The sequence below is a fragment of the Sphingomonas sp. Ell38C01 genome (genome assembly GCF_055231975.1).
In genome coordinates this window covers 80,825-104,178 of record NZ_JBUYVA010000001.1, presented here as the reverse complement: position 1 = coordinate 104,178, position 23,354 = coordinate 80,825, and the positions used below count along the sequence as shown (strand labels likewise).

Here is a 23,354-nt window from a genome sequence, read left to right as displayed (position 1 = left end):
AGTCAGCCAGCGTTCACCGGCACATATGCTATGAACGCCCGCGCGAAGCCGCTATCGTCCCGCGTTCACCCCCCCTGTTCCACCGACGCCGCAGGATACCGAATGACCCGCAAGTTCTTCCAGGCGACCGCGATCGTGACCACGCTGGCGCTGCTGCCCGTCGCGACGGCCTCGATGGCCGCGGTCGACACCGCGACGTACCGCGAGATGGACAAGTTCCTCGACGTCTATAATCGCGTGAAGGCGGATTATGTCGACAAGGTGACCGACGAGCAGCTCATCAAGGGCGCGATCCAGGGGATGCTGACCAGCCTCGATCCGCATTCGAGCTATGTCGACGCGCTCGATTTCCAGAACCTGAAGATCCAGACCGAGGGCAATTACGGCGGGCTGGGCCTCACCGTCTCGATGGAGGACGGCGCGGTGAAGGTGATCGCGCCGCAGGAGGACACGCCGGCGTATCGCGCGGGAGTGAAGTCCGGCGACTACATCACGCATATCGACGGCAAGCTGATCTACGGCTCCACGCTGGACGAGGCGATCGGGCAGATGCGCGGGAAACCGGGGACGAAGATCAGCCTGACGCTGGTCCGCCCCGGCCGCGACAAGCCGATCGAGGTGGCGATGAACCGCGAGGTGATCGTCCAGCGCCCGGTGAAGTGGGAAGTGAAGGGCGATGTCGGCTATATCAACATCAACACCTTCTCCGAGAATACCGGCGCGGATACGCGTGCGGCGATCATGGCGATCGACAAGGCGCTGGGTCACCGGCCGCTGGGCTATGTCGTCGACCTGCGCGAGAATGGCGGCGGGCTGCTGACTCAGGCGATCGCGGTGGGAGACGCGTTCCTCGATCACGGCGAGATCGTGTCGCAGCGCGGGCGCGAGAAGACCGATATCGAACGCTATTACGCCAAGCCTGGCGACGACGCGCACGGCCTGCCGGTCGTGGTGCTGACCGATTCGGGGACCGCGAGCGCGTCCGAGATCGTCGCGGGCGCCTTGCAGGATCATCACCGCGCGCTGGTGATGGGCGAGCGGACGTTCGGCAAGGGATCGGTCCAGACGCTGCTGCCGCTGGGTCCGCAGACCGCGCTGCGGCTGACCACCGCGCGCTACTACACGCCATCGGGCCGGTCGGTGCAGGAGGGCGGGATCGAGCCCGATATCCTCGTGCCGCAGCTGAGCGACCCCGATTTCAAGACGCGCCCGGTGTTCCGCGAGGCCGACCTGCGCCGCCACCTCATCAACGAGGTGAAGGCGGACAACAAGATCCTCGAGGAGGATACGAAGGACGATCCGCGCTTCACCGCGACGCCCGATAGCCTGAAGAAGCAGGGGATCGACGACTTCCAGCTGTGGTACGCGCTCAAGACGGTCGCGCGGCTGGGCGGCGCGGCGCAGGTGGCGGCGGTGACGCAGTCGCTGGCGGCGGACTCGGCGAAGAAGAAGGCGAAGAACTGATGCCGCATGTCGGCATGCTGACGCTGTCGCAGAACCGCGCGCGGTTCCTGGCGCTGGCGGTCCCGGTGCTGCTGCTGGCGGGGGCGTGGGGATCGCAGCTGTTCGGCGGGCTGTACCCGTGCGAGATGTGCCACTGGCAGCGCTGGCCGCATTACGGCGCGATCGTGATGGCGGTGCTGGCGTTCGCGGTGCCGGTGCGCGGGGCCAAGATCGCGCTGGTCGCAGGCGCGGCGGTGCTGATCGCGGTATCCGGGCTGATCGGCGTGTTCCATGCCGGGGTCGAATATCACTGGTGGCAGGGGATCACCGCGTGTTCGACGATGGTGACGGGCGAGGGCGTGAGCACCGACGAGATGCTGCGGCGGATTCTCGCCGCCCCCGTCATCCGGTGCGACGCGGCGCAGTGGCGGCTGCTGGGCATCTCGCTCGCAGGGTGGAACGCGATCTTTTCGCTGGGCGGCGCGTTGGCGATCGCAGGGCTGTTGAGGAAGCGCGCATGACGTGGAAACCGGGCGATCGGCGCCCCGATACGACATCGATGATCCGCGTCGACCAGGCGGGCGAATATGGCGCCACGCGGATCTATGCGGGGCAGCTGGCGGTGATGGGGTATCGCACGCCCGCCGCGCGCGCGATCTCCGGGATGGCGTTGCAGGAGGAGCGGCACCTGGCGTTCTTCGACCGGATGATCGCCAAGCGCCACGTCCGGCCGACGATCGGGCAACCCTTCTGGGACATCGCGGGGTTCGCGCTGGGCGCGGTGACCGCGGCGATGGGTCCCGAGGCGGCGATGGCGTGCACCGCCGCGGTCGAGACCGAGATCGACACGCATTACGAGGACCAGCTGACCGAGCTGGGCGACAGCGACTCCGAACTGGCGGAGGCGATCCGCGACTTCCAGGCGGAGGAGGTCGAGCATCGCGACGCCGCGCTGGCCGCGGGCGCGGAGAATGCGATCGGCTATCCGGTGATGAGCGCCGCGATCCGGCTGGGCTGCCGTGTCGCGATCGCGGCGGCGAAGCGGTTCTGAGGGCCTTGATATGACGACGCCCCAAAGTGAATTTGGCGGGAGAGCGAGTGCCATGATACGTCCGTTTCTCGTCGCACTGGCGGCGGTTGCGTTCGCCCCGCCGCTGATGGCGCAGACCGCGACGCCATCGTCGACGCAGCGGCCGCCGCCGCTGCTGATGGAGCGTTCGGTGAAGCCCGCGCTGCCGGGCGCGCCGCGCGCGACGCTGGCCGACGCGCCCGCGCCGCTCGCCGCGCGCGCGCCGGTCAACGGCGTGCTGACGCTCTATGGCAACGAGCGCTGTCCGACGAACACCAACGGCGAGGAGATCGTCGTGTGCCAGCGCCGCAGCGCGCAGGAGCAGTTCCGCATTCCCAAGGAACTGCGCAACTTCGAAGTGACGCCCGAGAACCAGAGCTGGGCGGTGAAGGAAGCCGCGAACCGCGATGTCGGCGGGGTGGGCGTCGGGACGTGTTCGACCGTCGGCATCGGAGGCGCGACGGGGTGCTTCGTCCGGGGCGCGACGCGGGCGAAGGCGGACGTGAAGGCGCGGACGAAGGCAGCGACGCCGGATCTGCCGTAGAAGATATCGTCGGCGTCTTGCCGGGTATGGGGTGCGGATTTCCATCCTTCGTCACCCCGCACCCGATCCGGGGTCCGGCTTCTTCTTTCAGGCGGGTAGCGTAGAAGCGGGACCCCGGATCACGTCCGTGGGTGAAGGGGGCAGTTTATCATGGCGACGACGTTCGAAGGCCGGGCACCTGCGCGCCCGCTTGAAGCGGACTGGTACGAGCGTGGGCTCGCCTTTGCCGCGATCGTGCTGTTTGTCGCAGCGCTGGCCGCGATCTTGCGCGGGCAGGCGGACTGGGCGCGGGTGCCCGCGGGGGTGTGGCTGCATCTCGCGACGGTGCTGCTCGCGACCGGGCTGACGCCGGTGATCCTGTTGCGGCGGCGCGGCGACCGGCGGCACCGGGTGCTGGGGACGGTGTGGGTCGCGGCGATGTTCGCGACCGCGGTCGTCTCGCTATTCGTCCGCCACGGCAACCCGCCCGGGTTCAGCGTGATCCACATCCTGTCGGTCGGGACGATCGCGATGGCGCCGCTGATCTGGTGGACCGCGCGGACCGGCAACGTCGTACGGCACAGGCGGGCGGTGCGCGGGACGGTGACGGGCGCGCTGCTGATCGCGGGGTTCTTCACCTTTCCGTTCGACCGGCTTCTCGGCCACTGGCTTTTCGGTTAGGACCTGAGTCGTCCGCATGACTGGCGCAACCGTGGAGCACCACGAGGGAGCGCGGACGATCGCTTGCCGCGCGCCTGGGCATATCCTCGAAGCGAAGGAGTGCCGCGCATGACCGATCCTATCCGTATCGCCTTCCTGCTGTTCCCCGATGTGACCCAGCTCGATCTGACGGGGCCGGTGCAGGTGCTGTCGCGCCTCGGCAACGCCAGGCTCGATCTCGTGTGGAAAACGCTGGACCCGGTGCCGACCGATGCGGGCTTCTCGATCCAGCCGACCGCCACCTTCGCGGACGTCCCCGTCGCGGACATCCTGTGCGTCCCCGGAGGCATGGGGATCGAGGGCGTGATCGCGGACGACGACGCGATGGCGTGGGTCGCAGCGATCGGCGCGGAGGCGACATGGGTGACGAGCGTGTGCACCGGGTCGCTGATCCTGGGCGCGGCGGGGTTGCTCGAGGGGTATCGTGCGGGGTGCCACTGGGGGCAGCGGCACATGCTGCCGCTGTTCGGCGCGGAGCCGGTCGCCGAACGCGTGGTGGTCGATCGCAACCGCGTGACCGGGGGCGGGGTGACCGCGGGGATCGACTTCGCCTTCACGCTGACCGCGCTGTTGCGTGGCGAAACGCATGCGCGGGCGGTGCAGCTCTCGCTCGAATATGATCCGCAGCCGCCGTTCGATTCGGGATCGCCCGAGCGCGCGGACCCGCGGCTCGTCGCGATGTACCAGGCGCGGATCGCGGCGATCGCGGGGGATCGCGATGCGCGGTTGCGTACGGCTGCCGCCAAACGCGGTTATGCCTGAGGCGGCGTCCTGAGCCCGCGGATGCGGTGCCAGACGTAGAAGGCGACCGCGGCGACCAAGACCAGCCCGATCGCGAGATCGGCCTGATGGAAGAACGCCTTCAGCCGCGGATCGCTGTTCCACTTGTCGCCCAGCGTCATGCCGATCCACGTCAGCAGCAGGCAGAACGGCCACGAGCCGATGAAGGTGTAGACGTGGAAGCGGACGAGCGGCATCCGCGCGACGCCCGCGGGAAACGCGATGAACGTACGAACGATCGGCAGCATCCGCCCGATCAGGATCGCCCAGCTGCCCCAGCGGTTGAAGAACCGGTCCGCCAGGTCGAGCTCGCCCGGGCCGATCAGGACGTAGCGGCCCCAGCGCTCCGCGAGCGGTCGCCCGCCGCGTCGCCCGATCTCGTACGCGACGATCGAGCCGAGGTTGCAGCCGAGCGCGCCGGCGGTGGCGGCGAGATAGAGGTTGAGCTCCCCCGTTGACACGAGATAGCCCGCAAACGGCATGATGATCTCCGACGGGAGCGGGATGCACGCGCTCTCGATCGCCATCAGCAGCGCGATCCCCCAATAGCCGCCGGCGGAGATGACGCCGATCGTGAAGGTGGCGAGCGCGGCGAGGATCTTCTCGAACATGGCGCGCGCGATGCGCGAAGCGCCGGGCCGGGTCAAGGCAAGGACGGGAACCGCGCGGGGCGCTGGCCGGTTGGGCGCGGATGACGAACCTGACACTCAACGACGGACGCGCGATGCCGCAACTCGGCATGGGCACCTACAAGATCCCCGACGCGCATGCCCCCGCGCTGGTGCGGCAGGGGCTCGATCTGGGGTTCCGGCTGATCGATACCGCAGCGATGTATCACAACGAGCGCGGTGTCGGCGAAGGGCTGGCGGCGAGCGATGCGTGGGTGACGACGAAGCTGTGGCATGACCGGCATGGCGACGCCGAAGCGGCGCTCGACGAGAGCCTGGCTCTGCTCGGGCGCGATGCGGTCGACCTGTATCTGATCCACTGGCCGCATCCGTCGGGCGGGCAGTTCGTCGAGGCGTGGGAGGCGCTGGTCGCACTGCGCGAGGCGGGTAAGGCGACATCGATCGGGGTGTCGAACTTCCTGCCAGAGCATATCGACGCGATCGTCGCGGCGACGGGGGTGACGCCCGCGGTCAACCAGATCGAGCTGCACCCGCGGTTCCAGCAGCGCGAGCAGCGCGCGTATCACGAGGCGCACGGGATCGTGACGCAGAGCTGGAGCCCGCTGGGGCAGGGCGACGTGCTGGGCGACCCGGCGGTCGTCTCGGTCGCGGGCAGGCGTGGGATGACGCCGGCGCAGGTGGTGATCGCGTGGCATCTGGCGCATGGCTTGTCGGTGATACCCAAGGCGGGCGACGCCGAGCATCTGCGCGACAATTACGCTGCGGCTGCGTTCCGGCTGGCGGCGGAGGATATCGCGGCGATCGATGCGCTCGACGATGCGGACGGGCGGATGGGGCCGGAGCCCGAGGCGATGTGACGCCCCGCCCGGTCGCAGCGTTTCCGTCATCCCGGCGGAAGCTGGGATCTCTCTCGTCCAGGCGCGCGCCAACTGGCGAAAGATCCCAGCTTCCGCTGGGATGACGGTTGGGGGATGGCGCCGTGGCGACGGTCAGGTGAGCAGCGCGTAGGCACCACGCAGGTCTTCCACGAAGCGCGTATATTCTACCTCCGCCTGCGCCGCGTCTGGCAGGCGGAGCAGATAGCTGGGGTGGACGGTGATCCATGCCTGGCCGCCCTCGGGCAGAGCGATCGGGCGGCCGCGCTCCCGGCCGATCGTGACGGTGCGGCCGAACAGCGAGCGCGCGGCGGTCGCGCCGAGCGCGACCGTCACCTGCGGCTGGACCAGCAGGCGTTCCTGCTCGATCCACCAGCGGCACGCGTCGATCTCGCCGGTATCGGGTCTGGCGTGGATGCGGCGCTTGCCGCGCTGCTCGAACTTGAAGTGCTTGACCGCGTTGGTGACATATGCGTCGTCACGCGCGATCCCGGCCTCCGCGATCGCGCGGTCGAATACCTGTCCGGCAGGACCGACGAAGGGGCGGCCCGCGAGGTCCTCCTGGTCGCCCGGCTGCTCGCCGACGAACATCAGGCGGGCGGCGACGGGACCCTCGCCGAAGACGGTCTGCGTCGCGGGGCGGAAAAGCGGGCAGCGGGTGCACCCCGCCGCTTCCTCGCGCAGCGCGGCCCACGCCGCCCCGCGGTTGCCGCCGATATCGGCCTGATCCTTTGCGCGCGCCTGTTCGATCATGCCGCTCTCCCGCGCCTGTGCCTGCGCCAGCAACTGCGGGACCAGTGCGGTTTCGGGCATGTTCTTCCAGTATTTGCGCGGCATCTCCTTGAGCATCGCGCCGACCTTGACGCGGGCGGGATTGAAGATGCTGGCATAATAGGTCTTCCACACCTCCTCGGTCGGATCGCCGTCGGGCGCGTCGGCCTTGGTCGCGCCGGGGCCTTCGCTCAACGCCTTGCCGTCCCAGTGGAGCGACACCTCCGGCGTCAGGATCGACCAGCGCATGCTGGCGAAGCGGTTGACGAAGAAGGCGGCGTTGGCGCGGACGATGTGGTGGTCGGGCTCGAACCACGCGACGTAGCGGGGCGCCCCATCATCATCGCTCACCTCGCGGAAGCGGAGGAACGCGCGCATCTTGTGGATGTCGCGGCGGACGGGCTTCGCGATCGTGTCGAGGCGGCGGACGAGGGGGTCGGCGCGGTCGTCCATCAGCTTCGGCTCGCGCTGGAGCCGGGTGAGCAGCGTGTAGAGCAGCGGGAAGCGTTCGGGGTCCGAGGACAGCACGACGGTGCGCGCAAGATCGAGGAAGGCGCGCGGAACGGCGAGTGTGGCGGAGGGCGCAGGCGCGACCGCGTCGGCGGTAGCGGCGAACAGGTCTTCGGGGGCGTCGCCGACCTGCCAGACGATGTCATCGGGCGGGACGTGATCCGCCGCGAGCGCGCGGGCCGCGTCGCGCCATGCGTCGAAATCGTCGGGGTCGGGGAGGGTGACGCGCTTCATCTCATGTCGTCATCCCCGCGGGGGCGGGGATCCATCTACTGCGGGTCTGTTTCGCTCCAACAGTGGCGAGTAGCAAGATTGTGGGAGATGGATCCCCGCCCTCGCGGGGACGACGGAAGCCTCAATCGCGGTCGTCGCTGCCGGGCGGGTTGGCTTCGGCAGCCTCCAGCTCCTTGGGCTTGCGATCCTCGAAGACCTTGGCAAGGCGCGCTTCTTCCGCGTCGGACAGCTCTTCGGCGGCGGCGGGGAACATCTCTTCCTCCTCCTCATCGATATGATGCTCGTAGCGGTGGCGCATCTCCTTGAACTTCGCCATCCAGGCCGAGGAGGCCATATCGATCTCGGCCAGCTCGCCGAAATAGTCGTCGATCTCCTTGTGCTCGCTGACCGAATGGCGCGCGTCGTCGCGCAGCTCGGGATTGGCGAGCATGGTCGCGTAGAGCGACTCCTCCTCGGCGGCGGCGTGCGCGCCGACCTCGACGCGGAAGGTATCGAACAGCTCACGGCGTTCGGGCGTGTCGCCCTTCGTCTCGGCGAGCTGTGCGAGCAGTTCGCGGTGGCGGTCGTGATCCTTTTTCAGGTCTGCGAAGATGCGGGCGTCGGCCATGGAAAATCTCCTTCGTCGACGATAACCGGCAAGACCGCCGCGCGTTTCACCTGCGAGTGAGTCTCATGCGATGGTCAAAGGCGGCACCGCAAACCGCACGAGCACGGTTCAAATCCCGTCTCACGCCGCGAAGAGTTCGAGCTGGGTGCGTTTGGGGGCCACGATCGGGCGCAGGTCCGCGCGATCGGCGAGCGCGACGGGGCGCCAGTCCTCCGCGATCAGGAACGGGCGGACCTTGGCGATCGAGACTGTCAGCCGCGCGACGTCGGCGAGCCGCAACCGGCGCCAGCGCCGCGCGGTGACGATCGACGCAACCGCCTTCACGCCGAGACCGGGAACGCGCAGCAGCAGTTCGCGCGGGGCGCGGTTGACGTCGACGGGGAAGATGCTGCGGAACTTGAGCGCCCAGGCGAGCTTGGGATCGATGTCGAGCGGGAGCATGCCCGTCGCGTCGTCCGCGGCGGCGACGACCTCGTGCGGCTGATAGTCGTAGAAGCGCATCAACCAGTCCGACTGGTAGAGGCGGTGCTCGCGCATCAGCGGCGGTCGCTGGAGCGGCAGCACCGCGCTCGCGTCCGGGATCGGGCTGAACGCGGAATAATAGACGCGACGCAGGTTGAACCGCCCGTAGAGCGTCGACGCCTTGGTGACGATGTCGCCGTCGGTCGCGGCATCGGCGCCGACGATCATCTGCGTCGACTGGCCGGCGGGGGCGAAGCGCGGCGCGGACTTGTAGCGTTTCGTCGCATCGCCGGTGTCGAGGATCGCGCGCTTGGTGTCGCGCATCGCGTCCTCGATCCGGGTCGCGGACTTTTCGGGGGCGAGGCGGGTGAGGCCGCCGATGGTCGGCAGCTCGACGTTGATCGAGACGCGATCGGCGTGGAGCCCGGCCTGATGCACCAGCTCCGGATCGGCGTCGGGGATCGTCTTGAGGTGGATGTAACCGCGGAAATGGTGATCCTCGCGCAAGGACCGCGCGACCTCGACCATCTGCTCCATCGTGTAGTTCGACGACTTGATGATGCCCGAGGAGAGGAACAGCCCCTCGATATAGTTGCGCTTGTAGAAGGCGATCGTCAGGTCGACGACCTCCTTGGCGGTGAAGCGCGCGCGGCGGACGTTCGAGCTCTTGCGGTTGATGCAGTAATGGCAATCGAAGATGCAGCTGTTCGTCAGCAGGATCTTGAGCAGCGAGATGCAGCGGCCGTCGGGCGCGTAGGCGTGGCAGATCCCCATGCCCTCGGTCGAGCCGAGCCCCTTGCCGTCGCGCGAGTTGCGCTTCGCGGTGCCCGACGATGCGCAGGACGCATCGTATTTCGCGGCATCAGCGAGGATCTCGAGCTTTTCACGAACATCGAGCTGGGCCATGTGTTCGCTCTACGTTCCGGGGTGGGCAGGTGCAAGCGGGGAGTGGTTGATGTGGCTCACTCCCACTTGCCGGGACCGGTCGTTCTATCCCACCAACCAGCGCACGACGTCGACGATGCCGTCGAAGCTGACCGGGACCAGCAGTAGCGCCAGCGCATAGGCGAGCAGCATCCGCGCGATGACGCGCTCGCGGCGCGATCGCGGTGGTGGCGGCGCGGGGCGCTCGTCGCGGGGCCAGATGTGGGTGTCGTCGAGGAACATGCTCACTCCGCCGCGAGCAACGTTTCGGCGGCCTGCAGGTCGACCGAGACGAGCCGGCTGACGCCCCGTTCGATCATCGTGACGCCGAACAGGCGGTGCATCCGGCTCATCGTCACCGCATTGTGCGTGACGATCAGGTAGCGCGTGGCGGTTTCGCGCGCCATCGCGTCGAGCAGGTCGCAGAAGCGTTCGATATTGGCGTCGTCGAGCGGGGCGTCGACCTCGTCGAGGACGCAGATCGGGGCGGGGTTTGTCAGGAACAGCGCGAAGATCAGCGCGACCGCCGTCAGCGCCTGTTCGCCGCCCGACAGCAACGTCAGCGACTGGAGCCGCTTGCCGGGGGGTTGCGCCATAATCTCCAGCCCCGCCTCGAGCGGATCGTCCGAATCGACGAGCTCGAGATGCGCCTGGCCGCCATCGAACAGCGTGGCGAACAGCCGGCGGAAATGCGCGTCCACCGCCGCGAACGCGGCGAGCAGCCGCTGGCGCCCTTCGCGGTTGAGCGTCCCGATCGATCCGCGGAGCCGCGCGACCGCCTGGCCCAGCTCGGCGCGCTCGGCGGCGTTGCCCGCGCCCGCAGCCTCGAGATCGGCGAGCTCGCGTTCGGCGACGAGGTTGACGGGGCCGAGGCGCTCTCGCTCCGCGGTGGTGCGCTCTAGCGTGGCGGATTCGTCCTGTGGTGCACGGATCGTGGCGGGGTCGAACCCGAGCTTCTCGGGCAGGACGGGGGCGGGACATTCGAAGCGTTCGCCCGAGACGCGGCCCATCTCGACGCGCCGCAGTTCGTGGCTTTCGAGGCGTGCTGCGGCGCCGGCGCGCGCCTCGCGGGCCTGCGAGAGCGCTTCGTCGGCGTCGCGGGCGCGGGCTTCGGCGCGGCGTAGGTCTGCGTCTGCGGCGCGTTCCGCATCGGCGAGCGTGGCTGCGGCGGTGTGTCTGGCGTCGTGATCGGCGGTGGCGCGTGCGATGCCGGCGTCGAGTGCGGCGGGGCGGTCGGCGATCGCGCCAGCTTCGGCGGCGAGATCGGCGTCGCGCTTCGCCATGCCGGCGATCCGCTTCGCGGCGTCGCCCGCCCGCGCGCGCCAGCTGGCGGCATCGGCGGCGGTGAGCGTGCGGCGCTCGCGATCGGCGGCGAGCGTTCGGTCGAGCGTCGCGCGCTCGGACCGCGCCTCGGCGACCGCGGTGCGCGCGGCGTCGGCTTCGCGCTGTCGCAGCGCGATGGCTCCATCGGTCGCGCTGGTATCGGGGAGCGCGGCGACCGTGGTGGCGGCGCGGGCCCGTTCCCCTTCCGCCTCGTCGCGGTCGGCGGCGGTGCGGGCGACGCGGGCATCGAGATCGACGCGCTGGCCCGCGCGGCGATCGAGCGCGGCGGCGGCGCGATCCTCGGCCTGTGTCGCGGTGCGGATCGCGGCGTCGGCTTCGGCGAGCGTGGCGCGGGCGGCCTTGGCGGCGTCGCGGGCGGTGGCGATGCGGTGCTCGGCGGTGGCGAGGGCGGTTTCGGCGGTTCGCAGGGTGCGCTCGACCGCGGGGCGCTGCGTGGCGAGCGCGGCGAGGCGGTTGCGGCGCTCGAGGCGTTCGGCGGCGGCGACGCCTGCGGTGCGGACGACGAACCCGTCCCAGCGGCGCATCGCGCCCGCGCGGGTAACGATGCGCTGGCCCGCGGCGAGTTGGCGACCGTCGTCGTGATCGACCACGAAGATCTGGGCGAGGCGGCGGGCGAGTTGGGTTGGGGCCGTGACGTGGGAGGCGAGAGACGATGCCGGGGCGGCGGGATCGCCCGCTGGTATGTCCGCACCCGCCCAATAGGCATCCGCCGGATCGAGCCCGGCTTCGAGATCGTCGCCGAGCGCGGCGGCGACGGCGCGTTCGTAACCGGGGGCGACGGTCAGCCTGTCGAGCACGCGGTCGCGGCCATCGCTGCGAAGCGCGCGGGTAAGCGCCGCAGCCTCGCCGTCGAGCGCGGCGAGATCGGCGCGGGCGGTGGCGCGGCTGGTCTGCGCGGTGTCGCGTTCGCCTTGTGCGGTGCGCTCTTCGCGATCGGCGTCGGCGAGCGCGGTGAGGGCGGCGTCGCGGCGGGCGTCGGCGGCGGTGCGGGCGGCGATCGCGGCGTCGCGGTCGCGCTCGAGCGGGGCGGCATCGCCTAGCGCGGCGCGCGCGTGCGCGGCGGTGGCGGCCTCGCGCGCGGCCCGATCCGCGCGGGTGGCGGCGGCGGTGAGCGCGGCGTGCGCGACGCGGGCGTCGGCACGCTCGCCCGCCTGTCGCGCGAGGCCCTGCGCGAGCGCGACCTCCGCGTCGCGCGCGGTGCGCTCTGCGTCGGCAAGCGCGGCGTCCAGTGCGGGAACGGTGGCGGCGGCGGTCGCGATCCGGGCGTCGAGCGTGGCGGACTCCTCCGCCAGTCGGCGCAGCGCGGCGTCGGCGTCGGTGGCGAGCGCGCCTTCGCGGTCGCGATCCGCGGCGATCTGCGCGCGCGCGGCGGCGAGATCGGCGACGCGGCGTTCGACCGCGGCCTTCTCGCTGCGCAGCGTCGCGAGCGCGTGCGCCGCCGCGCCGGCGCGGTCGCGGGCGGCAAGCGCTTCCGCGCGGGCGGTGGCGAGCGTGTCGACGGCGTGTGCCTGTGCGGCAGCGGCGACGCGTTGTGCCTCGGTCGCGGCGCCGACGCGCGCTTCGCAGGCGGTGGCTTCGCGTTTCGCGGCGTCTGCGGCGGTCGCGGCGTCGCGCCAGCGCGCGTAGATCAGCCGCGCCTCCGCGACTCGGATCTGCGCGGAGAGCGTGCGGTATTTCTCCGCCTGCCGCGCCTGCCGGCGGAGCGACGCGGCGCGGGCGTCCTGATCCGCAATGAGTTCGTCGAGCTTGGCGAGGTTCGCCTCGGTCGCGCGCAGTTTCTGTTCGGCGTCGCGGCGGCGCACGTGGAGCCCCGCGATCCCAGCGGCGTCCTCGAGCATCGCGCGGCGGTCCGCGGGGCGGGCGGCGATGATGGCGCCTATGCGGTTCTGGCTGACGAGTGCGGGGGAATGCGCGCCGGTGGCGGCGTCCGCGAACAGCAGCGAGACGTCGCGCGCGCGGACGTCGCGGCCGTCGATCCGGTAGGCGGAGCCCGCGCCACGCTCGATCCGGCGGACGATCTCGGTTTCCTCGCCCGCGATCTCGGCGAGGAGCGAGACTTCGGCGAACTGGCGCGCCGGGCGGGTTGCGGTGCCGGCGAAGATGACGTCGTCCATGCCCGCGCCGCGCAGCGACTTCGCACTGGTCTCGCCCATCGTCCAGCGCAGCGCCTCGAGCAGGTTGGACTTGCCGCAGCCATTGGGGCCGACGACCCCGGTCAACCCCGGCTCGATCCGCAGATCGGCGGGGTCGACGAAGCTCTTGAAGCCCGAAAGGCGCAGGCGCTTGATCTGCATTCGAACTCCCCGTTGGTCCCGAGCTTGTCGAAGGGCTGTTCTTCTGTCCACGGTGGATAAGAAGGGCAGGGCTTCGACAGGCTCAGCCCGAACGGGGATGGATCAGCGACCGGTTACGCCCCCGCGGCCTTCAGCGCCTGCTCGACCTGCGGCCAGGCGACGGTGTTCTCCAGCATCTTGCCGTTGAGGAAGAAGCTGGGGGTGCCGCTGACCTGCTTTTCCTGCATCGCGGTTTCGGTGATCTTGCCCAGTTCCTCGATCGCCTTGGTATCGGCGAGGCACTGGCGCAGCTGCTGCTCGGGCACGCCGCGCTGCTTCATCCAGTCGATATAGCCGAGATACTCGACCCAGGCGGTCGCCTGCTGCGCGGGCGTCATCGCCTGGAGCTTGGCCTGGAATTCGGGCGGGAGCGATTCGAGCTTCGTCAGGAAGGTCGGCTGCTCGACGAACATCTGCTCGAGGATCGGGAAGAAGGGCGTGGCGCCGGCACAGCGGCCGAGCGTGGCGACGCCGAGATCCGGCGCGTGGATCAGGAAGTCGCGGAATTCGTAGCTGACCTTGCCGGTCGAGACGTATTTCTCCTCGAGCGGGCGCATGCCGGTCTGCCCGAACGCGCCGCAGGTGGGGCAGGTGCGCGAGCCGTATTCGACGAGCTTGAGCTGGGCGTTGGGGTTGCCGATCACATAGCCGCCCTCGGGCGTCTTGCTGACGACGTCGGTCCATTTCTGGCCGGTGGGCGCGGTGGTGGTGGCGACCGAGCCGGCGGGCGCGGCGGGCGCGCCGCTGTTGCCGTCGCTCGCGCTGCCGCACGCGGCGAGCAGCAGCGGGAGCGCGAGAAGGGCGGAACGCAGGGTCATCGCAGGATACTCCGTGGGAAAGATCAGCGCGCGCCGGCGGCGGCGAGAATGGGTTGCAGCTTCGCCCAGCCGACGTTGGTGACGAGCTTGCCGTTCACCTCGAATGCGGGCGTCGAATTGCTCTTCGCGACCGCGGCGGCGGACACCTGAAGGACGCGGTTGAGCTGTGCGGGGTCGGCGAAGCACGCGGCGATGCCGGCGTCGGTCATTCCGCCGGCCTGCTTCGCGAGCGCGACGAGGCCCGCGCCGTCGGCGAGCGCGCGCAGCTGCGCGTCCTGCGGATAGAGCTGGAGGCGGGCGCCATTGGCCTGGTCGAAATCGGCGCCGCGATCGAGCCATATCGACTGGTTGGCGTAGAAGGCGGCGTGGACGCGCGAGAAGGCGGCGGCGCCCGAACAGCGCGCGAGGAGCGCGGCGGCGAGATCGAGCTTATCGTGGACCGCGTTGCGATATTCGATGCTGGTCGATCCCGAGCGCACCCATTTCGCCTTGAGCGTCGGCGCGGCCTCCTCCTCGAAATGGCGGCAGTGCGGGCAGGTGTAGCTGACATATTCGACGAGCCGCACCTTCGCGGCGGGGTTGCCGACGACGTAGCTGCCTTGCGGTGCGGGACGGGCGAGCGTCGTCCAGTCGCGCGGGGTGGCGGCTGCGATCGTGAGGGTGCCGGCGAGCGCGGCGAACAGCGTAAGGAATCTCTTCATTTCACCACCGCCCTATTTCACCACCGGAAGTCCGCTCGACCCTGCGACGCTGCCGGCGAGTGCCTCGAGCACGGCCTTGAGTTCGGGATCGGCGATGGTCTTGAGGCTGGCGCCGAGATCGAGCGGCACCGGTTTGAGCGAGGGCGCGGCGCGCTTCGGCGCGCGGGGCGCGACGTCGCCCTGGCGGATCGCGACCTTGGCGACCGCGGGATAGCCGAAGAAGCGGTTCACCCGCTCGACGATCTCGGGCTGGATATGCTGCATCATCGGCGCGTGCGCGCCCTTCACGACGAGCGTCAGGACGCCGTCCTGCTTCTTGCCGTGCGGGAAGCGGATCGATTCGGGGCTGCTGACGCCCGCGAACCGTTCACCGACGATCTCGCCCCAGCGGCTGACGATCGACGACTGGACGAAGCCGAAGCGCTTGAACGCCGCGCCGCCGATCGCGGGCAGCAGTTCGGCCACCGCGCGGGGGCGGTTGGACCGGGGGGCGTCGGGATCGGGGGCGCGGCCGCGCTTGCTCATCCGCGCGTCCATGCCATAGGCGGGGCGTGGACGCCAAGCGCTTCTCCGACGTCGCCCGCCGGTTGCTCGACTGGTACGACACGCATCGCCGCGTGCTGCCGTGGCGCGCGGCGGCGGGCGAGCGTGCGGACCCGTACCGGGTGTGGCTGTCCGAGGTGATGCTCCAGCAGACGACGGTGGCGGCGGTGCGCCCGCGGTTCGAGGCGTGGGTGGCGCGCTGGCCGACCTTCGCAGCGCTGGCGGCGGCGGACGAGGCCGACGTGATGGCGGCGTGGGCGGGGCTCGGCTATTATGCGCGGGCGCGCAATCTGGTGGCGGCGGCGAAGGTGGTCGCGGCCGAGCATGGCGGGCGGTTGCCCGATACCGAGGACGCGCTGCGCGCGCTGCCGGGGCTGGGCGCGTATACGGCGGCAGCGGTGGCGGCGATCGCGTTCGGACGGCGTGCGGTGGTCGTCGATGCCAATGTCGAGCGTGTCGTGGCGCGGCTGTTCGCGATTGCGGCAAAGGGGGCGGGGATCCGGGCGGCGGCGGATATCGTGACGCCGGACGCGCGCGCGGGGGATTTCGCGCAGGCGATGATGGATCTGGGCTCGGCGATCTGCACGCCGCGCGGGCCGAAATGCCTGTTGTGCCCGCTGCGGGAGGATTGTGCGGGGTTTGCTTTGGGGACGCCGGAGGCATTTCCGGCGAAGAAGGCGAAGGGGACGAAGCCGCAGCGGTTCGGGACGGTGTTCTGGCTGGAGCGGGTGTCTCCCGTACCTGGCTCCGTTCGCCCTGAGCTTGTCGAAGGGCGGCCTGCGCTTCTGGGGCCTGGCCGGGCTTCGACAGGCTCAGCCCGAACGGGGGAGGGGGCAGCGAACGGGGCTGGGGGGCGGAGGGAGGTTCTGCTCGTCCGCCGGCCTGCCAAGGGGCTGCTGGGCGGGATGCGGGCGTTGCCGACCGGAGTTTGGGGCGATGCGTTGCCCGGCCTCGCGGGCGCGCCGGCCGAGGTCGACTGGCGTCTGTTCAATCATACCGTCGCGCACGGCTTCACGCATTTCGACCTGCAACTCGCGCTTGCGACGGGCGAGGCCGGCGCGCACACAGCGCACGCTGCGGGCGAATGGTGGCCGGTCGACGATCTCGAGTCGGCGGGTCTGCCGACGGTCTTCGCCAAGGCGGCGGATGCAATACGGAGAGCGACATGCGAACACGGGTCCTGATCGGTGCGGCAACCCTGCTGGCGACGGGAGCGATGGGAATCGCGCATGCCGGGGCACCCCAGGCCCAGCCGCAGCCGCAGCCGCAGACCCGCGCGCCGCAGGCGCCCGCGCGCGTCGTGCCGGCCATGTCCGCCGCCGCGATCCTGCCGAACACGCAGGCGCTGTTCGACGGGCTGGTGCGCGAGGGCAAGGTGCCCGGCATCGTCGCGGCGTTCGGGCTGGGGCGGTTGCCACCGGTCTATGTCCAGGCGGGAAAAATCGCGGACGATGCGGGTGCGGCGAGCGCGAACCCCGATTCGCTGTGGCGCGTCTATTCGATGACGAAGCCCGTCACCGCGATGGCGGCGATGATCCTGATCGAGGAAGGCAAGATCGGGCTCGACCAGCCGCTGTCGGACTTCTTCCCCGCGTTCAAGGGGGTGAAGGTGCTGACCAGCCCCGACACCTCGCTCGACAGCGTGCCCGCAAAGTCGGCGATCACGATCCGCGAGCTGCTGACGCACACGTCGGGGCTTGGCTACAACATTTCCGCCAAGGGGCCGCTGCTCAAGGAATATGAGCGGCTGGGGATCCTGCCCGGCGCGCTCAACCGCGAGGTGGAGGCCAAGGCGAAGCTCGCGCGACCGACCTCGCTCGCCGCGTTCGCCGAGCGCGTCGCGCAGGCGCCGCTGGTCGCGCAGCCGGGGACGGTGTGGCATTACTCGATCGGGCTCGACGTGATGGGCGCGGTGATCGAGAAGGCGTCGGGGATGCCGTTCGACCGGTTCCTCCAGACGCGGATCTTCGCGCCGCTGAAGATGACATCGACCGGGTTCACGGTGCCGCAGGCGGATGTCGCACGGCTGGCGACCAACTATGCGTTCGTCGGCGACAACCGCGTGCCGCTCGATCCCGCGGCGACGTCGGTGTTCCTGTCGCCGCCCAGCTTTCCCTATGGCGGGGCGGGGCTGGTGTCGTCGGCGCGCGATTACGACCGGTTCCTCCACATGATCCAGAATTATGGCGAGCTGGACGGGGTGCGGATCCTGAAGCCCGAGACGGTGAAGCTGGCGACGTCGAACCTGCTGCCCGCGGGCGTGTTCTTCCAGGGGATCGGCGGCGGCACCGGCGGGACCAATGCGGCGGCGAAGATGGGGTTCGGCGCGGGGGGATCGGTGTATCTCGAGGACGTGCCCGGCGGCGCGTCGAAAGGCACCTATGGCTGGGGTGGCGCGGCGGGAACGATCGCGTGGGTCGATTTCGCGAAGACCGCGCGGGGCACGATCATGGTCAACTACTTCCCGGCGGAGAAATGGGGGCTGCGGCAGATCGTTCCGCCCGCGCTGGCGAAGGATGCCGCACGGTTCCAGTCGCGGTGAGCGCGCCGGGATTCACGCCTCCAGGATTCACGGGTGGCCGGCTCGACCGTGCGGACCATCTGCGCCACGATGCGGAGGGCGTCGCGGCGGCGATGGGCAACTGGCAGGCGCGGCTGCTGCGGCTCCACGCCTGGGAGCCGGAGGCGACCGACGACGGGCAGCTGGCGTGGACGATGCTGACCGAGGCGCCCGACGAGGCGGAGTTCGTGCTGCTCGGGCTCGACGAGGGGCGCCCGCGCTTCGCGGCGCATATCCCGGGTGCAGGGGCGCCGCCGCCGTTCCGCTCGCCCAATCTGTTCGCGACGCTCGACCAGCTGCGCCCGGGCGAGGCGGCGACGTTCGCGGCGGCGCGCAGCGTGCTCGACTGGCACGCGCGGCACGGCTTCTGCGCGAACTGCGGGACCGCGACGACGCTGTTCCGCGCCGGCTGGGGTCGCAAATGCCCGAACTGCAACGCGGAGCATTTCCCGCGCGTCGACCCCGTCGTCATCATGATTGCGGAGCATGACGGGCGCGCGCTGCTCGGGCGACAGCCGTCATGGCCGCAGGGGCGCTATTCGGCGCTGGCGGGGTTCCTCGAGCCCGGCGAGTCGATCGAGGAAGCGGTGGCGCGCGAGATCTCGGAGGAAGCGGGGATCCGCGTGTCGAACGTGCGCTATCTGGCGAGCCAGCCCTGGCCGTTCCCGTCGCAGCTGATGATCGCGTGCGTGGCCGAGGCCGAGGACGACGCGATCACGCTCGACACCAACGAGCTGGAGGACGCGATCTGGGTGTCGCGCGACGAGGTCCGCAGCGTGCTTGCGGGGGACGAGGGGGCGTTCCTCGCGCCGCCGCCGTACGCGATCGCGCATACGTTGCTGACGTTGTGGGCGGGGGAGTGAGGGCTTTGGTGTCGTTACCCCACGCCCTTCGACAAGCTCAGGAGAGCCTTGATCCGGGGGGCCGCTTTTACGTCGACGGTGCAGAAGAAGAAGCGGGACCCCGGATCAAGTCCGGGGTGACGGGTTGGGGTAGGGACGGGGATCAGGATGGCGCGACCGTGAACGCTTTCTGGACGATGCCGTCGCGTTCGCGCCAAGTACGGAAGCCCTGCGCTTCGTAATAGCCGAGCGCGGTGGGGTTGTCGGCGGCGATGTAGGCGTCGATCCTGGCCAGCCCGGCCTCTACCGCGGCTTGGCGGGTGGCGGCGAACAGCGCGGTGCCGATGCCCTGCCGGTGCGCGCGGGGACTGATGTGGGTGCCGATGATGCCCCATCCTTCGGGCACGTCGTAGCGGTTGCCCGGGGTCGCGCGGACGAGCGACTGGAAGCCGAGCACGTCGCCGGCGTCGTCTACGGCGACACTGCACCGGATGCTCTCGGGGTTGGCCAGATAGTGCGCGCGGGTGAAGTCGGGGTCGGTGGGGCGCTCGCGGCCGGTAGCGGCGATGATGTCGCGCAGGACGCGGCTGAGCGCGTCGGCGTCGGCGAGGGTGGCGGGGCGGATGTGCATCGGGTCTGCCTGTCTGCCTGCGTCATCCCCGAAGGCTGGGATCTCCTTTCCCGCAAAGCGCGTGCCCGGCGGATAGAGATCCCAGCTTTCGCTGGGATGACGGAAGCGCGTCTACTTCGCCACCCCCAGCTGCTGGAGCATGAACGCCTGCCACTCGGCGTTCTGGCGGAAGCGTTCGAAGCGGCCGGACTTGCCGCCGTGGCCGGCTTCCATGTTGACGCGGAAGAGTAGGGAGTTGGCGTCGGTCTTCTTCTCGCGGAGTTTCGCGACCCATTTGGCGGGCTCGTAATATTGCACCTGGCTGTCCCACAGGCCGGTGCCGACATAGAGCGCAGGGTACGCCTTCGCCGCGACATTGTCGTAGGGCGAATAGCTCAGCATATAGTCGTAATATGGCTTGTTCGCGGGGTTGCCCCATTCGTCGTACTCGAAGGTCGTCAGCGGGATCGACGCGTCGAGCATCGTCGTCACCACGTCGACGAAGGGGACCTGCGCGATGATGAGGCGATAGTCCGCGGGCGCCATGTTGGCGACGCCGCCCATCAGCAGGCCGCCCGCGCTGCCGCCCATCGCGGCGACGCGGTCCTTCGCGGCGTAGTTCTGCGCGACGAGGTGGCGGGTGACGTCGATGAAGTCGGTGAAGCTGTTCTTCTTGTTGAGCAGGTGGCCGTCGTCATACCAGGCGCGCCCCATCTCCTGCCCGCCGCGGATGTGCGCGATCGCATAGATGACGCCGCGATCGAGCAGCCCGATCCGGCCCGGATCGACCGCGGGATCGGTCGAGATGCCGTAGCTGCCATAGGCGTACTGGAAGAGCGGCGCGGTGCCGTCGCGCTTCGTGCCCTTCGCATAGACCAGCGAGACGGGGATCCGCGTGCCGTCGCGCGCGGGCGCCCACACGCGCTCGGTGACGTATTTCGCGGGGTCGTAGCCGGGGACGGGGGCGACCTTGAGGACGCGGCGCTCGCCGCTCTTCGCGTCGACCTCGTAGGTGGTCGTGGGCGTGACGAGCGAGCCGTAGGTGTAGCGGACCCACGGCGTCCCCGGCTCCTCGTTGACGTCGAGCGCCATGCGGTAGGCGGGCTCGTCGGCCTTGACGGGGGTGGACTTGCCCTCGTCGCTCAGCAGGCGGATCATGCGGTTGCCGCCCTCGCGCTGGTCGATCGCGACGAAGCCCTCGAACGGCTTGAACCGCTCGATGAAGACGGCGTCGCTGGCGGGCGCCAGGTCGCGCCACGCGGCGGGGCCCTTCGCGAGATCAGCGTCGGCGACCGTTACGAGCTTGAAGTTCTTCGCATCCCGGTTGGTGCGGATGATCCAGCGTTTGCCGAGATGGTCCGCGGTGTAGCGGAACTCGCGCGCGCGGGGGGCGACGACCGCGAAGGCGGCAGGTGCGGCGGCGGGGGCGCAGCGCTGTTCGTCGCTGACGGTGCTCTCGACGCCGATGCACACGAACGCGTCGTCGGTCGTGCGTGCGACGCCCATCTGGAAGGTATCGTCCTTCTCCTCGTACAGCAGCCGGTCGGTCGCGACGGGGGTGCCGAGGACGTGCGCCTTCACGCGGTAGCCACGCAGCGTGACGGGGTCCTTCTCGATATAGAGGATCGTCCGGTTGTCGCCCGCCCAGACGACATTGGGTTCGATATTGGCGATCGTGTCCGCCATCACCGCGCCAGTCGCGAGATCCTTGACCTTGAGGACGTACTGGCGGCGACCGACGGTGTCCTCCGCCCACGCGACCAGCCGGTTGTCGGGGCTGACGGCCCAGTCGGACAGCGCGAAGAAGCTGTGGCCCTTCGCCATGACGGGCTGGTCGAACACGCGTTCGGGGGCGGCGTCCCCGATGCCTTGCCCGGTGCCCTTGCGACGTTCGAGGATCGGATAGTCCGCGCCGGTCTCGAACCGCGTCGCGTACCAGTAGCCGTTCTTGCGGTAGGGGACGGAGGCGTCGTCCTGCTTGATGTGCGCGACGGTCTCTTCGTAGAGCGTCGTCTGGAGCGGTTTCAGCGACGCGAGCTGTGCGTCGGCATAGCCGTTCTCGGCGGCGAGATAGGCGAGCATCTCGGGGTTCTTGCGGGTGTCGTCGCGCAGCCAGTAATAGTCGTCCTCGCGTGCGCCGTTGGGAGAGGTGACCTGGAACGGCTTCTTCGCGGCGCGCGGGGGCGTCACCTGCTGGGCGGGCGCGGTGGTGGGGAGCGCCAGCGCCGTGCCGGCCAATATCGTCGCCAGCGTCATTCGCGTCGTCATGTCCTGCCCCGTTCGCTCGATTGGTTCGGACGACAGGGTAAGGGCGTCGCGGCGGCGAGGGAAGCGGGGAAACGGTCGCGTATGCCTAGCCCCGGGCGCGGACCTGGGCATAGGTGCCGAGCACGCGGACCCATTTCGAGTGGAAGCCGAGCTCATCCATCGCGCGGTCGAACGCGGGGTCGCCGGGCTTGCCCGCGACGTCGGCGTAGAATTCGGTCGCGGCGAAGCTGCCGCCGCGCTGGTAGCTTTCCAGCTTGGTCATGTTGACGCCGTTGGTCGCGAACCCGCCCATCGCCTTGTACAGCGCGGCGGGGACGTTCTTCACCTCGAAGATGAAGGTCGTCATCCAGGGGCCGTCTCCGACCGGCGGACGCCCGCCGCGCGCGAGCGTGACGAAGCGCGTGGTGTTGTGGTCCGCGTCCGCAATGTCGGTGGCGAGCAGGGTCAGCCCGTAGATCGCGGCGGCGCCCGGGGGAGCGAGCGCGGCGACCGCCGGGTCGGCGAGCTCGGCGACGACCGCGGCGGCGCCGGCGGTATCGGGATAGGCGACCGGCGCGATGCCGTGCGCCTTCAACCAGTGGCGGCACTGGCCGAGCGCCTGCGGGTGGCTCATCGCCTCGCGCACGTCGTCGCGGGTGCCGACGCCCATCAGCGCGTGGCGGATCGACAGGAAATGTTCGCCGGTGATGACCAGCCCCGATTCGGGGAGCAGGAAATGGATGTCGGCGACGCGGCCGTGGAGCGAGTTCTCGATCGGGATGATCGCGCAATCCGCGCGGCCGTCCTTCACCGCGTCGATCGCATCGGCGAAATCGAAGCAGGGCAGCGCCAGCGCATCCGGGAACGCCTCGCGCACCGCGACGTGGCTGTTGGCGCCGGGCGCCCCCTGGAAGGCCACGGTGCGCTCCGGCGCGGCGGCGGCGGCGGCGATCATCGCGTCGACGATCGGACGGGCGGGGGCGGCATAGCTGTCCATATGGTCCCGCGCGTTATGGCTTTAACGGCGCGTGCTCAAGCGTCGCTTGCGGATGGCCCCGCGCTTTGTCTATGGACGTACGGGAATAAGGCAGGGGCGGATCGCTGGACATGGACGGTCGGAACAACACGATTGCGGGCTGGGTGCTGGCCGGATGCGGAGCGGCGCTGGGCCTGTCGATCGTGGGCGGCATGGTGTTCCATGGCGAACGCCCCGAAAAGATGGGCTACCCGATCGAGGGCGTCGAGGAAGCGGGCGGCGGCGGCGAGGCCGCGGCGGTGCCGATCGCAGCGCTGCTGTCCACCGCGGATGCGGCCAAGGGCGCCGAGGTCTTCAAGAAGTGCGGCGCGTGCCACACCGTCAACCAGGGGGGCGCGAACGGGATCGGGCCGAACCTGTACGGCACGATGGGCGAGGCGATCGCGCAGGGCAAGGCGGGGTTCGCCTTCTCCGATGCGTTGAAGGCGGTCGGCGGGACGTGGGACTTCGACAAGATGAACGCGTGGCTGACGAGCCCGCGCAAGTTCGCCGCGGGCACCAAGATGACGTTCGCGGGTCTGTCGAACCCGCAGGATCGCGCGAACGTGATCCTGTATCTCAACCAGCAGGGATCGAACCTGCCGCTGCCCGCAGCCCCCGCGGCGGGCGCAGCCCCGGCGGACGGCAACGCGACCGCGGCCGAGAACGCGGTCGCCGCGGACCCCAAGGCCGCGACGGGCGATATCGCGAACACCGGGACGCCCGCGAGCGGGGCGCCGTCGGTCGACCCTAACGCCGCCAAGGAAGCCGCCAAGCGCGGCGAGTGACGCGCG

Annotated in this window: 23 protein-coding genes and 1 riboswitch; of the genes, 11 read left to right on the top strand and 12 right to left on the bottom strand. The window is 70.0% G+C overall.

Going from position 1 to position 23,354, the window contains the following annotated elements; genetic code table 11:
• Positions 1–102 precede the first annotated feature (102 nt).
• The 6 genes from ACV7NO_RS00525 (at position 103) to ACV7NO_RS00500 (ending at position 4,517) form a co-directional block, all read left to right on the top strand.
• Positions 103–1,464 (top strand): S41 family peptidase, encoded by a 1,362-nt coding sequence (locus tag ACV7NO_RS00525; protein ID WP_463404088.1) that lies wholly within the window; start codon positions 103–105, stop codon positions 1,462–1,464.
• Positions 1,464–1,964 (top strand): disulfide bond formation protein B, encoded by a 501-nt coding sequence (locus tag ACV7NO_RS00520; protein ID WP_463404087.1) that lies wholly within the window; start codon positions 1,464–1,466, stop codon positions 1,962–1,964. The genes ACV7NO_RS00525 and ACV7NO_RS00520 overlap by 1 nt, the downstream gene beginning before the upstream one ends.
• The gene (locus ACV7NO_RS00515; RefSeq protein ID WP_463404086.1) at positions 1,961–2,494 is read left to right on the top strand and encodes a demethoxyubiquinone hydroxylase family protein; all 534 of its coding nucleotides are present in this window, start codon (positions 1,961–1,963) and stop codon (positions 2,492–2,494) included. Before ACV7NO_RS00520 ends, ACV7NO_RS00515 begins: the two co-directional genes overlap by 4 nt.
• Before the next feature lie 52 nt (positions 2,495–2,546).
• The gene (locus tag ACV7NO_RS00510; RefSeq protein ID WP_463404085.1) at positions 2,547–3,056 is read left to right on the top strand and encodes a hypothetical protein; all 510 of its coding nucleotides are present in this window, start codon (positions 2,547–2,549) and stop codon (positions 3,054–3,056) included.
• Between the two features lie 150 nt (positions 3,057–3,206).
• Positions 3,207–3,716: a DUF2306 domain-containing protein gene (locus ACV7NO_RS00505; RefSeq protein WP_463404084.1), complete on the top strand. Its 510-nt coding sequence runs from the start codon at positions 3,207–3,209 to the stop codon at positions 3,714–3,716.
• A 6-nt stretch (positions 3,717–3,722) separates the two neighbouring features.
• Positions 3,723–3,803: riboswitch (ZMP/ZTP riboswitch) on the top strand.
• A 21-nt stretch (positions 3,804–3,824) separates the two neighbouring features.
• A complete protein-coding gene (locus ACV7NO_RS00500; protein ID WP_463404083.1) occupies positions 3,825–4,517 on the top strand; it encodes a DJ-1/PfpI family protein in 693 nt (230 codons plus the stop codon).
• On the opposite strand, the gene ACV7NO_RS00495 is transcribed toward ACV7NO_RS00500, so the two are convergent.
• A complete protein-coding gene (locus ACV7NO_RS00495; RefSeq protein ID WP_463404082.1) occupies positions 4,508–5,146 on the bottom strand; it encodes a DedA family protein in 639 nt (212 codons plus the stop codon). The two genes, ACV7NO_RS00500 and ACV7NO_RS00495, sit on opposite strands and share 10 nt — an antisense overlap.
• 80 nt (positions 5,147–5,226) lie before the next feature.
• On the opposite strand from ACV7NO_RS00495, the gene ACV7NO_RS00490 reads away from it, so the two are divergent.
• Positions 5,227–6,021: an aldo/keto reductase gene (locus tag ACV7NO_RS00490; RefSeq protein WP_463404081.1), complete on the top strand. Its 795-nt coding sequence runs from the start codon at positions 5,227–5,229 to the stop codon at positions 6,019–6,021.
• A 132-nt stretch (positions 6,022–6,153) separates the two neighbouring features.
• Here ACV7NO_RS00490 and ACV7NO_RS00485 read toward each other — a convergent pair whose 3' ends face one another.
• From ACV7NO_RS00485 to ACV7NO_RS00450, 8 genes are all read right to left on the bottom strand, one after another.
• Positions 6,154–7,554: a UdgX family uracil-DNA binding protein gene (locus tag ACV7NO_RS00485; RefSeq protein ID WP_463404080.1), complete on the bottom strand. Its 1,401-nt coding sequence runs from the start codon at positions 7,552–7,554 to the stop codon at positions 6,154–6,156.
• A 121-nt stretch (positions 7,555–7,675) separates the two neighbouring features.
• Positions 7,676–8,161: a hemerythrin domain-containing protein gene (locus ACV7NO_RS00480; RefSeq protein ID WP_463404079.1), complete on the bottom strand. Its 486-nt coding sequence runs from the start codon at positions 8,159–8,161 to the stop codon at positions 7,676–7,678.
• Between the two features lie 120 nt (positions 8,162–8,281).
• The gene (locus ACV7NO_RS00475; protein WP_463404078.1) at positions 8,282–9,529 is read right to left on the bottom strand and encodes a putative DNA modification/repair radical SAM protein; all 1,248 of its coding nucleotides are present in this window, start codon (positions 9,527–9,529) and stop codon (positions 8,282–8,284) included.
• A gap of 84 nt (positions 9,530–9,613) precedes the next feature.
• On the bottom strand, positions 9,614–9,790 hold the full coding sequence (locus ACV7NO_RS00470) for a hypothetical protein (protein WP_463404077.1): 177 nt from the start codon (positions 9,788–9,790) through the stop codon (positions 9,614–9,616).
• A 2-nt stretch (positions 9,791–9,792) separates the two neighbouring features.
• Positions 9,793–13,185: a chromosome segregation protein SMC gene (gene smc / locus ACV7NO_RS00465; RefSeq protein ID WP_463404076.1), complete on the bottom strand. Its 3,393-nt coding sequence runs from the start codon at positions 13,183–13,185 to the stop codon at positions 9,793–9,795.
• A gap of 113 nt (positions 13,186–13,298) precedes the next feature.
• On the bottom strand, positions 13,299–14,042 hold the full coding sequence (locus tag ACV7NO_RS00460; protein WP_463404075.1) for a thioredoxin domain-containing protein: 744 nt from the start codon (positions 14,040–14,042) through the stop codon (positions 13,299–13,301).
• 23 nt (positions 14,043–14,065) lie between these two features.
• On the bottom strand, positions 14,066–14,743 hold the full coding sequence (locus tag ACV7NO_RS00455; RefSeq protein WP_463404074.1) for a thioredoxin domain-containing protein: 678 nt from the start codon (positions 14,741–14,743) through the stop codon (positions 14,066–14,068).
• Between the two features lie 12 nt (positions 14,744–14,755).
• On the bottom strand, positions 14,756–15,280 hold the full coding sequence (locus ACV7NO_RS00450; RefSeq protein WP_463404073.1) for a DUF721 domain-containing protein: 525 nt from the start codon (positions 15,278–15,280) through the stop codon (positions 14,756–14,758).
• Positions 15,281–15,330: 50 nt separating this feature from the next.
• Between ACV7NO_RS00450 and ACV7NO_RS00445 the strand changes: the two genes are divergently transcribed.
• The 3 genes from ACV7NO_RS00445 to nudC are packed head-to-tail and all read left to right on the top strand — an operon-like array spanning position 15,331 to position 18,709.
• Complete coding sequence (locus tag ACV7NO_RS00445) at positions 15,331–16,470, top strand: A/G-specific adenine glycosylase (protein ID WP_463407241.1); 1,140 nt, start codon at positions 15,331–15,333, stop codon at positions 16,468–16,470.
• The gene (locus ACV7NO_RS00440; RefSeq protein ID WP_463404072.1) at positions 16,452–17,828 is read left to right on the top strand and encodes a serine hydrolase domain-containing protein; all 1,377 of its coding nucleotides are present in this window, start codon (positions 16,452–16,454) and stop codon (positions 17,826–17,828) included. Before ACV7NO_RS00445 ends, ACV7NO_RS00440 begins: the two co-directional genes overlap by 19 nt.
• The gene (nudC, locus tag ACV7NO_RS00435; RefSeq protein ID WP_463404071.1) at positions 17,825–18,709 is read left to right on the top strand and encodes an NAD(+) diphosphatase; all 885 of its coding nucleotides are present in this window, start codon (positions 17,825–17,827) and stop codon (positions 18,707–18,709) included. Before ACV7NO_RS00440 ends, nudC begins: the two co-directional genes overlap by 4 nt.
• Positions 18,710–18,851: 142 nt before the next feature.
• On the opposite strand, the gene ACV7NO_RS00430 is transcribed toward nudC, so the two are convergent.
• The 3 genes from ACV7NO_RS00430 to ACV7NO_RS00420 all read right to left on the bottom strand — a co-directional run bounded on the left by ACV7NO_RS00430 (position 18,852) and on the right by ACV7NO_RS00420 (position 22,542).
• Positions 18,852–19,319, bottom strand: coding sequence for an N-acetyltransferase family protein (locus tag ACV7NO_RS00430; protein WP_463404070.1), 468 nt, complete (start codon positions 19,317–19,319; stop codon positions 18,852–18,854).
• Positions 19,320–19,430: 111 nt separating this feature from the next.
• A complete protein-coding gene (locus ACV7NO_RS00425) occupies positions 19,431–21,566 on the bottom strand; it encodes a S9 family peptidase (RefSeq protein WP_463404069.1) in 2,136 nt (711 codons plus the stop codon).
• A gap of 85 nt (positions 21,567–21,651) precedes the next feature.
• Positions 21,652–22,542 carry a prephenate dehydratase gene (locus tag ACV7NO_RS00420; RefSeq protein ID WP_463404068.1) on the bottom strand — a complete coding sequence of 297 codons (891 nt, stop codon included), beginning with the start codon at positions 22,540–22,542 and terminating at the stop codon, positions 21,652–21,654.
• Between the two features lie 110 nt (positions 22,543–22,652).
• On the opposite strand from ACV7NO_RS00420, the gene ACV7NO_RS00415 reads away from it, so the two are divergent.
• A complete protein-coding gene (locus tag ACV7NO_RS00415) occupies positions 22,653–23,348 on the top strand; it encodes a c-type cytochrome (RefSeq protein ID WP_463404067.1) in 696 nt (231 codons plus the stop codon).
• Positions 23,349–23,354 lie beyond the last annotated feature (6 nt).